The sequence below is a fragment of the Cyclobacteriaceae bacterium genome (assembly GCA_030584025.1).
Taxonomy (GTDB): Bacteria; Bacteroidota; Bacteroidia; order Cytophagales; family Cyclobacteriaceae; genus UBA2336.
Genome location: CP129487.1, coordinates 1,700,557 through 1,714,818, shown reverse-complemented (window position 1 = coordinate 1,714,818; position 14,262 = coordinate 1,700,557). Strand labels below are relative to the sequence as shown.

11 protein-coding genes are annotated in these 14,262 nt (G+C 42.6%); 6 read left to right on the top strand and 5 right to left on the bottom strand.

Translation table 11 applies throughout. The features are described from left to right. Positions 1-16: 16 nt before the first annotated feature. The 3 genes from QY309_07885 to QY309_07875 are packed head-to-tail and all read left to right on the top strand — an operon-like array spanning position 17 to position 5,517. A complete protein-coding gene (locus QY309_07885) occupies positions 17-1,351 on the top strand; it encodes a TolC family protein (GenBank protein WKZ61399.1) in 1,335 nt (444 codons plus the stop codon). 9 nt (positions 1,352-1,360) lie between these two features. Continuing rightward, the gene (locus QY309_07880; GenBank protein WKZ61398.1) at positions 1,361-2,413 is read left to right on the top strand and encodes an efflux RND transporter periplasmic adaptor subunit; all 1,053 of its coding nucleotides are present in this window, start codon (positions 1,361-1,363) and stop codon (positions 2,411-2,413) included. 5 nt (positions 2,414-2,418) lie between these two features. Continuing rightward, positions 2,419-5,517 carry an efflux RND transporter permease subunit gene (locus QY309_07875; GenBank protein ID WKZ61397.1) on the top strand — a complete coding sequence of 1,033 codons (3,099 nt, stop codon included), beginning with the start codon at positions 2,419-2,421 and terminating at the stop codon, positions 5,515-5,517. 232 nt (positions 5,518-5,749) lie between these two features. On the opposite strand, the gene QY309_07870 is transcribed toward QY309_07875, so the two are convergent. Genes QY309_07870 through QY309_07855 form a run of 4 tightly spaced genes read right to left on the bottom strand, consistent with a single transcriptional unit; the run spans position 5,750 to position 11,476 of the window. Further along, on the bottom strand, positions 5,750-7,579 hold the full coding sequence (locus QY309_07870) for a long-chain fatty acid--CoA ligase (protein ID WKZ61396.1): 1,830 nt from the start codon (positions 7,577-7,579) through the stop codon (positions 5,750-5,752). An 11-nt stretch (positions 7,580-7,590) separates the two neighbouring features. Then, complete coding sequence (locus QY309_07865; GenBank protein WKZ61395.1) at positions 7,591-9,318, bottom strand: thiamine pyrophosphate-binding protein; 1,728 nt, start codon at positions 9,316-9,318, stop codon at positions 7,591-7,593. 44 nt (positions 9,319-9,362) lie between these two features. Next, positions 9,363-10,307, bottom strand: coding sequence for a quinolinate synthase NadA (nadA, locus tag QY309_07860; GenBank protein WKZ61394.1), 945 nt, complete (start codon positions 10,305-10,307; stop codon positions 9,363-9,365). A 2-nt stretch (positions 10,308-10,309) separates the two neighbouring features. Then, positions 10,310-11,476, bottom strand: coding sequence for a GNAT family N-acetyltransferase (locus tag QY309_07855; GenBank protein ID WKZ61393.1), 1,167 nt, complete (start codon positions 11,474-11,476; stop codon positions 10,310-10,312). 106 nt (positions 11,477-11,582) lie between these two features. On the opposite strand from QY309_07855, the gene QY309_07850 reads away from it, so the two are divergent. Genes QY309_07850 through QY309_07840 form a run of 3 tightly spaced genes read left to right on the top strand, consistent with a single transcriptional unit; the run spans position 11,583 to position 13,783 of the window. After that, positions 11,583-11,990 carry a cytochrome c gene (locus QY309_07850; protein WKZ61392.1) on the top strand — a complete coding sequence of 136 codons (408 nt, stop codon included), beginning with the start codon at positions 11,583-11,585 and terminating at the stop codon, positions 11,988-11,990. Position 11,991: 1 nt separating this feature from the next. Beyond that, complete coding sequence (locus tag QY309_07845) at positions 11,992-13,389, top strand: cbb3-type cytochrome c oxidase subunit I (protein WKZ61391.1); 1,398 nt, start codon at positions 11,992-11,994, stop codon at positions 13,387-13,389. After that, positions 13,358-13,783 (top strand): 6-carboxytetrahydropterin synthase, encoded by a 426-nt coding sequence (locus QY309_07840; protein ID WKZ61390.1) that lies wholly within the window; start codon positions 13,358-13,360, stop codon positions 13,781-13,783. Before QY309_07845 ends, QY309_07840 begins: the two co-directional genes overlap by 32 nt. On the opposite strand, the gene QY309_07835 is transcribed toward QY309_07840, so the two are convergent. Then, positions 13,772-14,230 (bottom strand): Rrf2 family transcriptional regulator, encoded by a 459-nt coding sequence (locus QY309_07835; GenBank protein ID WKZ61389.1) that lies wholly within the window; start codon positions 14,228-14,230, stop codon positions 13,772-13,774. The genes QY309_07840 and QY309_07835 overlap by 12 nt on opposite strands. Positions 14,231-14,262: the final 32 nt, after the last annotated feature.

The window sequence follows — 14,262 nt, the reverse complement described above, 5'->3', positions numbered from 1 at the left end:
AAAAATTTGAAATGGTATGTTAGTGAATATTCACTTTTTTAAACAAACAACTTTCAGTCTATTCCTTCTTGTGGGCATTCTGGTTAGTCAGCCTCTCAAGGCACAAGTGTGGACGCTCAAACAATGTCTCGACACGGCACAACAATACAATAAGAACTTGCTGGTTTCTCGAAACAATGTATTGATCGGTCAAGAAAAAGAGCAGGAATCCAGGGCTAATCTAATACCCAAAGTTTCAATTAATGCCGACTACAAGTATTACGCAGACTTACCCTATCAATTCATGCCACAGGTGGCTTTTGGTGGACCTGAAGGAGTATTCAAGGAAATTCAGTTTGGTGTTCCTCATAACATAGCGGCTAACCTACAACTAGCTATTCCCTTGTATAATCCACAAGTGTACGGTTCAATTCAGTCATCAAAAATTGGCTCCGAACTTATTGCTTTGCAAAACCAGAAAAACGAAGAACAACTTACCTATGAAATAACAAACCTTTATTACAACGCTCAAATTCTGCGCTACCAAGTGGCATTCTTAGAGGACAATTTAACGAATGCCAAAAAGCTCTTGCAGAATACCCAAGCCCTGAAAGATCAACTACTTGCTAAGGGCACAGATGTATCCAAAGTACAATTACAGGTGGAGCAACTGACTAACCAGCGGGAGCAGATTTTAAGCAAGTATGGTCAGGTTCTAAATGCCCTGAAGATTTTGGTGGGCATTCCTTTGTCTCAAAACCTTGAGGTGGAAAAGTCAATTATCAATACAACTGCGCCAGTTTATGAGCAAGCGGCTACTTTGGATATGCGTATCATTGAAAAGCAGAATGCTCTTTTACAGAGTGAACTGAGCACATTCAAAAACTCACGACTTCCATCAATTTCCTTATATGGTAGTTATGGTGTTACGGGATTTGGATACGATAAGGCGCCTAACGAATTTCTAAAGTTTTATCCTGTAAGTTTCGCAGGGCTTCAATTGTCCTATCCTCTATTCAATGGAACCGTTACCAGACAAAAAATCTCTCAGAAGAAACTGGAGATTAAGAATAAAGAACTTCAGGCAGACTTGACATCAGATCAAACCGCCCTGTACATTGAAACGGCTCACCAGCAAAAATCAATTGCGCAGCGATCTGTTGAAACAACCCTTGCACAAGTGCAGCTTGCTCAATCCATTTACGATCAAACGATTCTTCAGCAAAAGCAGGGAGTAGCATCCTTGACCGAAGTTCTACTAGCTGATAACGCATTACGAGAAACTCAACAAGGTCACGTGTCAGCTTTGATCGATTATCTGAAAGCGGATTTAGACCATAAAAAAGCAACTGGCAACCTGTTTATTAAATAATTACGTACCATGAAAAAGATTTTGTACTTCGCAATACCTCTGGCCTTGATTGTGCTCATTGCCGTGCGTTTAAAAAGTAATAAAGAAACTTCTTTAAACCGTATTTATACCTACAACAAAGAACAGGCTATCGAGGTAAGAACCGATACTGTAAAATATATCCGCACGGGTATTCAAAAATCCTTTACCGGTCTGTTTGAACCCGACAAAGAAACCAAGGTAAGTGCAGATGTGCAGGGTAAAATCGTAAGCGTATTTGTAGATGCGGGCAGCTATGTAAAGAAAGGGCAGTCGCTCATTAAAATTGATGATGCCTTGTTGAATCTACAACTTCAATCCGTATCCATTCAAATAGAGGGATTGGAAGCCGATGTGAAACGCTATTCAATTCTTGCTGAATCAGATGCAATCCAGGGGGTACAGTTGGAAAAAACTCAACTGGCATTAAAATCAGCACAGGTTCAGCGGAGTACTTTATTGGAGCAAATTAGCAGAACAATCGTTGCTGCTCCGTTCAATGGGATTGTAACACTTAAAATGGCTGAAGCTGGTTCCTATGCGGCACCTGGAGTACCCCTGCTGCAACTCACCGATATTTCTTCACTCCGTTTTACCATTCAGGTTCCTGAAAATGACCTAACGATATTTCACAACAACCAGGCAGTAGACGTTTTTGCCGAGCTCTATCCGTCAATTTCACTTGCAGGAAAAATTTCCCTCATCGGAAGCAAAGGTAACATGGCCAATTCTTTTCCAATTCAAGCCTTGGTGAAAAATACACAGGACATGAAAATCAAGTCAGGCATGTTTGGGAAAATTGTGATTGAAGAAAAGCTTGATGAAAGGCAACTTACCATTCCGGCATCAGCCATCGTGGGCTCTACTTTAAAGCCTCAGGTGTATGTGGTTGAACAGGGAAAGGCCAAGCTTCGCGACATAACTATAGCGGATAGAAAAGGAAGCACCGCTGTTATTCAATCCGGATTGCATGAAGGTGAAATGGTCATCACGAATGGCCTTATCAATCTCTTTGATGGTGCTACTGTAGAAAGTAAGAATTAATTATTATGAACATCACCGAAATTTCTATTAACCGTCCTTCGCTGATTATTGTCTTATTCAGCGTGTTTATACTAGCTGGTTTTTTAGGTTATAAAAATCTCAGCTATGAGTTGATGCCAGACTTCAATCAACCCGTTGTAGTTATTAAGACGGGCTATCCGGGTGCAGACCCTACCGAAGTAGAAACTTCCGTTTCGAGGAAAATTGAGGACGCCTTATCTAACCTTGAAGGCGTTGATTTTATCGTAACCAAATCATTGCCTAACGCATCGGTACTCATTGTCAATTTAAAATACGGATCTGATCTGGATCAAACGATGCAGGATGCGCAACGCTATATTGATAATATCCGGAGGGATTTACCACAGGATATTTTAAGTCCTGTGATGAGCAAAGTCTCGCCTAATGATTTACCCATTATGCAGATCAGCGCAACCAGCAAACTTCCCGCAACTGAATTTTATCAAAAAATGAAAGATGATTTTCTTCCGCAAATTCAGCAACTAAAAGGAGTAGCAGAAATTACATTACTAGGCGGTGAAGAAAGGGAGATTCAGGTTAAAGTAGATCAGGAGAAATTGAAATTGTACAAAGTCTCCATGTATCAGGTTACAGAGGCGATTAATCGTTCTGGTCTTGATGTTCCTTCAGGTAAGGTTCAGACCACCCTTGTTAACAATCCAGTCAGGCTAACAGGAAAATTTAAATCCATCGAGGACATCAGTGCAGTTCAGGTAGCCATGCCCACACCAGGCAGTCCAGTATATGTAAAAGACATTGCCTCCATTACCGATGGAATTAAAGAAATCGTATCTGTAAGCCGATATAACGGAGTGAATGGGATTGGTCTTTTACTTAAAAAGCAGGGGGATGCGAATGCGGTGGAAGTTTCCAAAGCGGTGCAGGAAAAATTTCAGGCAATTGAAAAACAGTATGCTTCGGCACAAGTAAAATTCACCATAGCTGATGACTCCACAGACAACACGATTGCAGCGGTGAATTCTGTTGTATTCGACTTGACTTTAGCTGTCATATTAGTGTCAATTGTGATGCTTCTATTTTTAAGAAGCTTCCGAAACTCTATTATCGTTCTGGTGGCTATACCGACCTCTCTGGTAACTGCTTTCGCGGTGATGTGGCTCTTAGGTTACACACTCAACTTAATGACCTTATTAGCCATGTCATTAATCATCGGGATTTTGGTCGATGATGCAACAGTCGTACTGGAAAATATCCAGCGACATCTTGATATGAAAAAGGATAAACGAGTGGCCGCATTGGATGGTCGAATGGAAATTGGATTTTCAGCATTGTCAATAACCCTTGTGGACGTGGTCGTATTCCTTCCCATTTTATTTCTACAGGTATTTGTTGCAGACATGCTCAAGCAATTTTCTGTAGTGGTGGTCACCTCTACTTTAACAAGTCTACTCGTTGGGTTTACGTTAACACCGTGGATGGCTTCGCGCATCGGTAAATCGGAGGATTTACAACCAACCAATTTTTTCAATCGGTTTTTACTTTGGTTTGAGTATCAGTTAAATCGGTTTATTGATTGGTATGGAAGGCAGTTGGAGTGGGTATTAAATTACAAACTTATCACCACTGGCATTATTCTCTTGTTGTTTGTTTTCACGTTAGGCATAATGAAACAAGGCATCATTGGAAAAGAGTTGATTGCAACGGGTGATCAAGGAAAGTTTCGCATGAACCTTGAATTTGACAAAACCACCACGGTACAGGAAAATAATATCGTTACTCAGAAAATAGAAAGTTTTATTGCAGCACAACCAGAGGTGCAGGCTGTCTTTAGTAATGTGGGCGGACCAAGTTCAGGAATTGGAAGTTTAGGTGTTGGCTCCGTTAATAAATCAGAATTGACCATTCAGCTAAAACCTGCCACTGAACGAGGCTATCAACCTACCGAACAATTCATGAAAGAAATTCGCGAAGCATTGAAGTCAGAATTTCCGGCCATCAATTATTCTATGGCTGCATTGGGGCTTGTACCCCGTTCGGCTCCGATTGAAATTACATTAAGCGGAAGCGATGGAAGTCAGGTAATGAAGTTAGGAAGTGAATTAAAGTCGGTGGTTGAAAAAATTCCAGGTGCAGATAATGTTCGTCTCTCCGTGGAAGAAGGAAGCCCTGAGTTCCAGGTAATTCCTGATAAGGATCGAATGCAGCGATTAGGACTCACCACTGCTTATGTTGGCCAAAGTATTCGCACAGCATTAACGGGAAACGATGATGCTACGCTTACTGAACAAGGTACGGAATACCCAGTGAGGATATGGCTGGATGATTTCAATCGACAGAATATGGAGGATGTTAATTCGCTAACCATTATTAATCCGCAAGGTTTACCTATTGAAGTATCTCAATTTGCTGAAGTTATCCAGGATAATTCGCCTTCGTTATTGGAACGATTAGACAGACAGCCTTCTATCACGTTAACAGCCGATGCACTGGGGCGCCCTTCCGGAACAGTTGCGGATGAAGTGGTGGCTTATATAAAGCAAAATCCATTACCCGAAGGAATTCAAATGACTTGGGGCAGTGATATAAAAAGACAGAATGATAGTTTTGGAGCACTTGGGTCAGTGCTTCTTATTTCATTCATTTTGATTTATCTGATCATGGTGGCGTTGTATGATAGTTTTGTCTATCCTTTTGTGGTATTGTTTTCTATACCCGTTGCGGCAATTGGAGCTTTCCTGGCGCTAAATCTGACTCTAAACAACCTGAGTTTATTTGCTTTGCTTGGGTTAATTATGCTGATGGGATTGGTGGCAAAAAATGCGATTCTGATTGTGGATTTTGCCAATCAATTAAAAGCCTCCGGAAAACATTTTAAGGAAGCCTTAATTACTGCGGGGAAAGAGCGTATGCGTCCCATATTAATGACTACCCTGGCAATGGTTATTGGTATGTTACCGATAGCGTTAGCCAAAGGTACAGCCAGTGAGTGGAAAAATGGACTAGCCTGGGTAATTATTGGCGGATTGCTTTCATCGCTGATTTTAACAGTGTTCCTGGTTCCAATGGTTTATTATGTAGTTGATTCGCTTAAGTCAAAAATGAAGATTATTAACCCATTATGATCGACATCGTTAGATAAGGGACCTCAACAAATTTTTGTTATGTATCATATTACTTTTTGATAACTGTAATTGATCATCCATTACTTGTAAAGTAAAAAATGGAAATAAAATCAAAGCGCTTTGACAATATGGTCAAGGATGTCCAGGAATTCGGGCGCTGTCCGGTTAGTATGATACTCAAAGTTTATGGTGGAAAATGGAAACCAAAAGGAATAACTTTTGCTATCCATTTTCAATAAACACGTTCATACCCTTCCATGCCTGAGTCGCTACCCTCTTGATACATAGCCTGAATGAGATCTTTATATTTTGTATAAATGGCCTTCCGCTTCAGCTTCATGGTTGGTGTTAATTCACCAGTAGCCGGTGACCATTCATCAGCCAGCAAGGTTATCTTTTTTATTTGCTCCCACTGCCCGAAATGCGTGTTGCAGGCATTCACCTCTGCCTGAAGCATTTCCCTCACTTCTTGATGAGCTATCAATTCACTCCGTGAAATAATTCGCAACCCCTTTTGCTCCGCCCATTCGCGAACCTGCACCTGTGAGGGAACAATCAATGCCGCTATAAACTTTTTGTCATCACCCCCTACCACCATAATCTGCTCAATGTATTTGATCTCCTTCATTTTCATTTCAATAACTTGCGGAGCAACATATTTTCCTCCAGCCGTTTTAAAGAGTTCTTTTTTCCTATCGGTGATTTTTAAAAATTTTTTACCGTTACGTTCTATCCACGTTCCTATGTCACCCGTATGAAACCATCCATCAGACTGAATCACCTCTGCGGTGAGGTCAGGCCGTTTGTAATAACCCTTCATTATGTTGGGGCCACGCGCAAGCACTTCCCCATCGGCAGCCAGTTCAATCTCCACACCCGGAATGGCCATGCCCACTGAACCTACACACCGATCAGATTCCGCATACCCATTTACGGTAAGCACAGGGGAAGTCTCCGTTAGGCCGTAGCCTTCAATGATACCGATACCCGCAGCCGTAAATAAGGTGATCAGCCTGGGTTGCATAGCCGCAGCACCCGTGATGATATATTTCACTTCACCGCCCATCACTTCCAGCCATTTTGAAAACACCAGCTTGCGTGCAAGGCCGAGCTTTATACCATAAATTAATCCCTGCTTTTCTCCAATGCGGTATTGCTCACCCACCGCAATAGACCAGTAAAAGAGTTTCTTTTTAATACCCTCCAGCACTGCACCTTTAGCCATAATTTTTTCGTAAACTTTCTCGAGTAAACGGGGTACCGTTGTGAAACAATAAGGCTTAACATCCTTCAGGTTATCAACAAGTGTATCCAGACTTTCAGCATAGCTGATATGAATACCAAAGCACAGGTATACATAGAATACCGTACGCTCAAAACTGTGGCACAACGGAAGAAAGCTCAACGACTTCCTTCCGCCACCCAAAGGCAAAACCTGCTTCACACTCTTGATATTACTCATCAGGTTCTGGTGCGTCAGCATCACCCCTTTCGGGTTACCCGTTGTACCGGATGTATAAATAATGGTGGCCAAGTGTTCTGGAGAAAGGGATTTCTTTTTCAACTTAATTTTGTCGTGACCAATGGTATCCAGTGCAGGCAATATATCCCAGAAGTAATCTGCATCTAGTGAGCACTCAAAACTAATGACGCCCTTCAGGGTTGGGCAGTTATTGCGCACCGCCATCACCTTGCTTATAATTATTTCATCTTCGGCAAACACAAAACACACTTCGGCATCCTGAAGTATAAATTCATAATCATGTTCCGAGAAGGTAGGATACATCGGTATATTGATGATGCCAACCTGTAATGCCCCGAGGTCAACAAAATTCCATTCCGGTCGGTTCGATGAAATAATGGCTACAGTATCACCGTGCTGTAAACCCAGATTTAGCAAAAGCTGACTGGTTTGGTTAACTACATTTTTTACATCCTGATACGTGTAGCCCCTCCACTCCATTGGGTTACCCGGCTGTTTTTTTGATGACAAAAAAAGTTGATTGGGTTGAGCCATAGCCTGCTCATCCAATAAATCAAATAGTCGGGTTGGTTGTGTCATCTGTTTGCTGTTTACATAGAGATGGAACCCTTTCTGAAATCGCTTTTACTAATGATGGCATTGATGATAAATGGAACACCGCTACGGCTCTTGCTCAATGCAAGGGTAACCGAATCACTAAAGTCTTCAATGCTTTCTACCCGAACTCCTTCGGCACCAAAAGCATGCGCAACTTTTTCGTAATTGGATTGTCGCAGGTTCACAGCACATTCGCTCTTCAACAGGGTTACCTGGTCGCGGGCAATTTGGCCCCAGCACCCGTCATTGCCAATTAGCGCAACAACAGGTAGTTGATGACGTGTAAACGTATCGAACTCCATCAGGCTGTAGCCTGCGCTTCCATCTCCATAAATTATCCAAACATCCTTTTCGGGATAAACAAGTTTTGCTCCCAGGGCAAATCCTGCACCTACACCCAATGTGCCAAACACACCCGGATCGAGCCACGAGAGCGGAGCTGCCGGCCGAAGCGTGTAAGCAGCTGTAGCCACAAAGTCACCACCATCGGCAATCAATATTGTGTTCTTGTCTAACAGCGTATTCAGTACCCGGAAAAGTGTTAACGGGTTAATACCTGCTTGCACTTCTTCCGACATGGTATTGATTTTTTCTTCGCGTTGGTTATCGCGACTGCGCAAATTCCCTATCCATTCCGTGTATTTACCCTGATAGTGATCGGCCAATGCGATCAAAAATTCTTGCGGATCGGCCTGCACTGCCAGGGTTGGCTTTTTATTTTGGTATAAATCCAGCCGGCTTCTGTTGATAGAAATAAAAGGTGTATGGCCAATGTGATTTCCGTAATCCAGTCGAAAATCATTTGGTACACCAGCGAGGATGATCAGATCAGCATCCCGGATAGCCTCCTTCCGGTGATGACGCAGCTGTATGGGATGATCGGTTCTTAACAAGCCCCGGGCCATACCGCTGAGATAAACCGGTAATCCCAATCTATTGACAGCATCGGACAGTGCATTTGCTTTTTGGGCATTCATGATGGCACCACTACCGATTACCAAAACGGGCTTTTTTGAACCATTGAGCTTGCTTAATGCATTTTTTAAATCGGATGTAGCGTGGTAAGGAACACTTGCATCTTTAACATGGCCAGAGTGCTCTTTAAAGTTTACGTCTTCAAATAATTTTCGAGCATGCCTATTAATATACCAACGTTCCATACGTTGAATTATATTTTTAGGCGGTACCTCATGTGATTTAATTCCATACCATTCACGCACAATATTCTCCGGATAAAGAATATCAACCGGGCATTCCACAAACACCGGCCCAGGTACGCCACGGGTTGCTTCATAGAAAGCCCTGCTAAGTACCCTTTCAATCTCTTTTACTTTTGTAATGCGTGCTGCCCATTTTACGATTGGGCGCATTAACGAAAGCTGATCAATATCCTGGAGTGCTCCCCTGCCCTGCAACAGTGTAGCCACCGCTCCTCCCAAAAGTACCAGGGGCGATTGCGCCAGTTGAGCATTCTTAATGGCTGTAATGGTGTTGGTAATTCCCGGACCCGCAGTTACGGTCGCCACACCGGGTATTCCTGTGAGACGTGCAACAGCATCGGCAGCAAATGCTGCCGTCACTTCGTGCCGGGTATCGATTACCCGTATGCCTTGTTTTTCGGCCTCCACAAATATCGGAGAAATGTGTCCGCCACTCAGGGTAAACAAAAATCTTACACCTTGTTGCTTCAGCAGGCGGGCGATGATTTCTCCTCCGTTCATAGATAGTTGAAGTCTTACTTAAAGGTACACAACCGCCAGAAAATTCAAGATAATTTCAGCATTCGTTCAAGCGCGCTGGCAGCCTGTTGTCGTATAGCCGTGTTCACCTGTATTTCAGGTTGTTCATACAAGAGGCAATCCCGCAGCTTTTCGAGGGTATTCATTTTCATATATGGACATTCGCTGCAGGCACAGGTATTATCTTCATGCGTTGGTGCGGGAATCAATAGCTTATCAGGCGCCTGTTTGCGCATTTCATGTAAAATACCTGCTTCAGTTGCCACAATAAATTCTGTGCATGCATCGCTCTTTACATATTCAATCATGCCTTTGGTAGAACCGATATAAGAAGCAACTTGTAAAATGTGCGGCTGTGATTCAGGGTGAGCAATGAATTTTGCGTTTGGGTACAACCGGTGTAATGAAAGAATTTTGTCCATAGAAAAGTTTTCATGCACCAGGCAGCTTCCATCCCATAACAAAAATTTCCTGCCTGTTTTACGCATGAGATACTTGCCTAGGTTTACATCGGGTGCAAAAATGATGGGCTTATCACTTTGAATGGAACGAATTACCTTCTCGGCATTGGACGAGGTGCAGACCACATCACTCATCGCCTTGATTTCAGCGCTGCAATTAATGTAACATACCACAGGTGATTGAGGATGTTGTTGAATAAAAGCTTTGAATTCTTCAGGAGGACAGGAATCGGCAAGCGAACAGCCAGCTTCCGTATCCGGAAGCAGTACCTTACGTGAAGGATTTAAAATCTTAGCGGTTTCAGCCATAAAGTATACACCGGCCACTACTAAAATCTCCGCCCGGGACCCGGCAGCAAATTGGGCCATTTGCAAGCTATCGCCAACCATATCCGCTACCTCTTGTATTTCGGGTTTCTGGTAATAGTGTGCAAGGACAATTGCATTTTTGCGTTTCTTGATCGCTGATATTTCCAATGAAATTGTTTGTGTTTCCAGCAAGTCAATCATTATTACAAATATTTTATATAGCACCTTCTTCGCTTATGTTGTTCTGCTTCATAGTACGACCAAAGCGACTGCACCTGCTTATTATCTTCCAGTTCCGGATTTGATTCTGCCATGGTAATATTATTTCGATTAAATGCTTTATTCATTTCTTCCATAACTAGAGCATTGACTCCTTTGCCTTGATAATCTGGTCTAATGGCAACCAGGCATAGCTCTGCCGTGTTGTTTTTTCGCAGGGCTTTCAAAATATGGAAAAGACCAAAGGGAAATAAAGTTCCATTGGCTTTTTGCAATGCTTTTGAAAGGGATGGCATAGTAATTCCAAATGCGATTAATGTTCCACACGAATCGACCACCAGCGACACATAATCTTTGCGAATAAAGGATAAGTATCGCTTGGTGTAATACTGAATTTGTTTCTCCGTTAACGGGACCATGCCGTGTAAGTGACCGTAGCAGACATTAATCAATTCAAATATGGAATGTGCATAGGTCATTATACTATTTGATTCATTAAGATTTACCACAGAGAGCTTGCTTCTTCTTTTAACAATAGTCGCCACTTGTCTGACTTTCTCGGGTACCTTTTTTGGAATTGAAATCCTATACTCAATCCAATCCACCTCCTTGTGATATCCGGCCTTTTCGATGCAGTCAGGATAGTATGGATAGTTATAGAGTTCTGAGAGGGTTGCCAACTGATTAAACCCGTCAACCAACAATCCAGCCGGGTCGAAGTTGGTAAATCCCATAGGGCCATGTACTGCATCCATACCCTTTTCCTTGGCCCATCGTTCAACGTGGTGTAAAAGAGCCTGCGCAATGGTTTCATCCTCTTTAAAATCAAACCAACCAAACCGCGCATACTTTTTACCCCAACGGTCGATAAATCCATGGTTAATAATCCCGGCAATCCGACCTACAATTTTTCCACTTCGATAAGCCAACCAATATTTTGCCTCACAATGATCGAATGCGGGATTGGTGAGCCGAAGGGTTTTCCTTTCATCCGATTTAAGGGGCGGCACATAGAACGGATTACCCCGGTACAATAGGTATGGAAAACCGATAAAAGCCTCAAGTTCTCTGGGATAAATAATTTCTTTAATGATGAGTTTTTTTTGGTCAGGATTTCCCGCCTGCACGGCAACATCCAATTTTTCTTCCATAGGAAATCATGATTTATCCGATTTCAAATTTATATAAAAAGATAAAATTGTCTTTATTTAATTTACTTTTGCTGCTATATTAACTAACCGTCAAAAACGTTAAATCTTGAAAGAAAGTCATAAATACGGTTTGTATGTAGGGTTGCTTTTGTCATTCTCTGTTTATACGATGTTTGTTTATACACAGCCAGTTGTTGTGGACGCCCAGATAAGCGCTGACCCTGCAGTGGGAAAAATGATTTGGCAGGAAAGAAACTGTTCAGCGTGTCATCAGCTTTATGGGTTGGGCGGATTCCTGGGGCCCGATCTTACCAATGTCTATTCGGCTACAGGTAAAGGTTCGCTTTACATTAAAGCTTTTGTTAGCAGCGGTACAACGGTCATGCCTTCATTTGATATGTCGGAAAAGGAATTGGAACACCTGCTTGCGTTCTTAGCACATGTAGATGCTTCCGGAAAAGCAGACCCGAAAACTTTTAAACGCAACGTTAGTGGAACCATTGAACCACAATAGAATGGATGCCCTGAGGTGGCTTATTCTCAGCGGCCTTGTGCTGTTTCTAACGGGTATGTTGTTTGGAATAACAGGTTCACTTCAATATATCCTTCCCGGGTTCTTAAAACCCTATTTGTCTTTTGAAAAAACAAGACCTCTTCACGTTACATCCGTGGTCTTCTGGATTTTATTTACTGCCACAGGAAGCGTGTTGATTTATTTGCGGGAATATACCGGCAGAAAAGTATACGCCAGTTGGTTATCACGCCTTCAGTTGGGCTTATTCGTATTGGCGGCATTGCTGATTTTATCCAGTTACTTTTTGGGAATATTCGGGGGCAGAGAGTACTGGGAATTTCCGCCTGTATTTGCTCTCCTTCTGGCTGCTGGTTGGATACTTTTTATTATTCAAGTAACAGGCTCAATCAAAACACTCAAGCAACAACCCGTATACATTTGGATGTGGCTTACCGGGGCTTTCGGCTTTTTGTTTACATTTTCGGAATCATACTTGTGGACATTGCCCTATTTTGGAAAGGATATTGTGCGTGACATGACCGTGCAATGGAAATCTTACGGATCTCTGGTGGGCAGTTGGAACATGCTCGTTTATGGAGTAGGCATCTACCTGATGGAGAAGATCAGTCAAGACAAAAGTTATGCGTGTTCTCCCATGGCTTTTACGTTGTTTTTCTTAGGCTTGTTCAATCTCATGTTTAACTGGAGTCACCATATTTACACGTTACCTGTGAATCCTAATATCCGGCATATTGGTTACCTGGTCAGCATGACAGAACTTTTCATCCTCGGCCGCTTGATTTATAAATGGAAAGATTCTATAACCGCTGCTCGGAAGAATAAACACAGCCTCCCCTACCGATTTTTAATGATTGCCGATGCCTGGATTTTTATTAACCTTTTTCTTGCCATTCTCATTTCCGTTCCAGCCATCAACGTGTACACACATGGCACCCACATTACTGTGGCGCATGTTATGGGGACCACCATCGGCATCAACACCATGCTGTTACTGGCCGTCTCGTTCGACCTGTTGAGCGATACTTGCCAAAGTCTTGAGCCATATCGAACACGTATCTTTAACGCTACCTGGCTGGTAAATGTCTCTCTTCTCATTTTTCTTACCTCCTTATTTTTAGCTGGTGTACAACGTGCCCGTTGGCAGATGAGTGTCGATGCGATCCCCTTCGGACAGATGATGAAAAACCTGATGCCCTATTTCATTGCTTTTGCCATTTCAGGTGGGCTGATGTTTGTTGCTTTTTCTATTATCGTTTACCCGCTCCTTAGAAATACTTTGGCCTGCTTAGTCAGATCCGGAGAGCGTCCTGTAGGGGAAGGATTAAAACCCGTTATTTTTAAGTCAAATGATTACGCTGACCAAAATTTTCCGATTTGAATCCGCCCACGCCATTCATGGCTATCCGGGTGCTTGCGCTAACATTCACGGACATTCATATGAATTACACGTAAGTGTTACCGATAATCGGGGATCTGAAAATTTCATTGACGGGATGGGTATCGCAATGGACTTCAAAGACCTGAAAACGATTGTACAGACATCTGTGATTTACAAGTTAGATCACGCCCTGATTCTTTCGCAAGCATACCTGGCATCAATACCTAGTGTACCATGGGAAAAATTGATTACATTCGAATACGAACCTACGGCTGAGAACCTACTAATTTTCATTCGAAACGAAATAACCGAATCATTGCCTGAACATATCCAACTCACTGCCCTAAGGCTATGGGAAACTCGCGATTCATACGCGGAATGGTCAGCGGGTTGACTTGCGGGTTCGCGCGTTCTTTAAAAATGTTTTGCCTTGATCCAAATCATCCATTAACGATTGCACCGTTGCTTCTCGCATTACTTTACGGAGTCTATCCTTAAAGCGCTTGATTTCGTGATGAATCGGACATGGAAATTTGTCGGAGCACTCTTTTAATCCCAAGGCACAGTTGTGCAATACCTCATCATTGCCATCAATTGCTTTAACTATCTTGCTGAGCGGGATGGGCTTGGCCTTAGGATCAAGATAAAATCCTCCATTCGGTCCCTTTATCGAGCTTATGATACCTTCACGAACCAAGGTTTGCAGAATCTTAGCTGTAAAAGGAAGGGGAGCATCTATCTGTTTGGCTATTTCAGGGATACTAAGTCGTTTCTCAGTATTGCTTTTTAACGAAACATACAACACGGCCCGAATAGCATACTCACATGCTTTTGTAAACATAACGGCTTTTGTATGGCGAATTACAAAAATTT

Coding starts and splice junctions, on each gene's coding strand:
- QY309_07885 (WKZ61399.1), top strand. CDS start 17: ATGTTAGTGAATATTCACTTTTTTAAACAAACAACTTTCAGTCTATTC.
- QY309_07880 (WKZ61398.1), top strand. CDS start 1,361: ATGAAAAAGATTTTGTACTTCGCAATACCTCTGGCCTTGATTGTGCTC.
- QY309_07875 (WKZ61397.1), top strand. CDS start 2,419: ATGAACATCACCGAAATTTCTATTAACCGTCCTTCGCTGATTATTGTC.
- QY309_07870 (WKZ61396.1), bottom strand. CDS start 7,579: ATGACACAACCAACCCGACTATTTGATTTATTGGATGAGCAGGCTATG.
- QY309_07865 (WKZ61395.1), bottom strand. CDS start 9,318: ATGAACGGAGGAGAAATCATCGCCCGCCTGCTGAAGCAACAAGGTGTA.
- nadA (WKZ61394.1), bottom strand. CDS start 10,307: ATGATTGACTTGCTGGAAACACAAACAATTTCATTGGAAATATCAGCG.
- QY309_07855 (WKZ61393.1), bottom strand. CDS start 11,476: ATGGAAGAAAAATTGGATGTTGCCGTGCAGGCGGGAAATCCTGACCAA.
- QY309_07845 (WKZ61391.1), top strand. CDS start 11,992: ATGGATGCCCTGAGGTGGCTTATTCTCAGCGGCCTTGTGCTGTTTCTA.
- QY309_07840 (WKZ61390.1), top strand. CDS start 13,358: ATGATTACGCTGACCAAAATTTTCCGATTTGAATCCGCCCACGCCATT.
- QY309_07835 (WKZ61389.1), bottom strand. CDS start 14,230: ATGTTTACAAAAGCATGTGAGTATGCTATTCGGGCCGTGTTGTATGTT.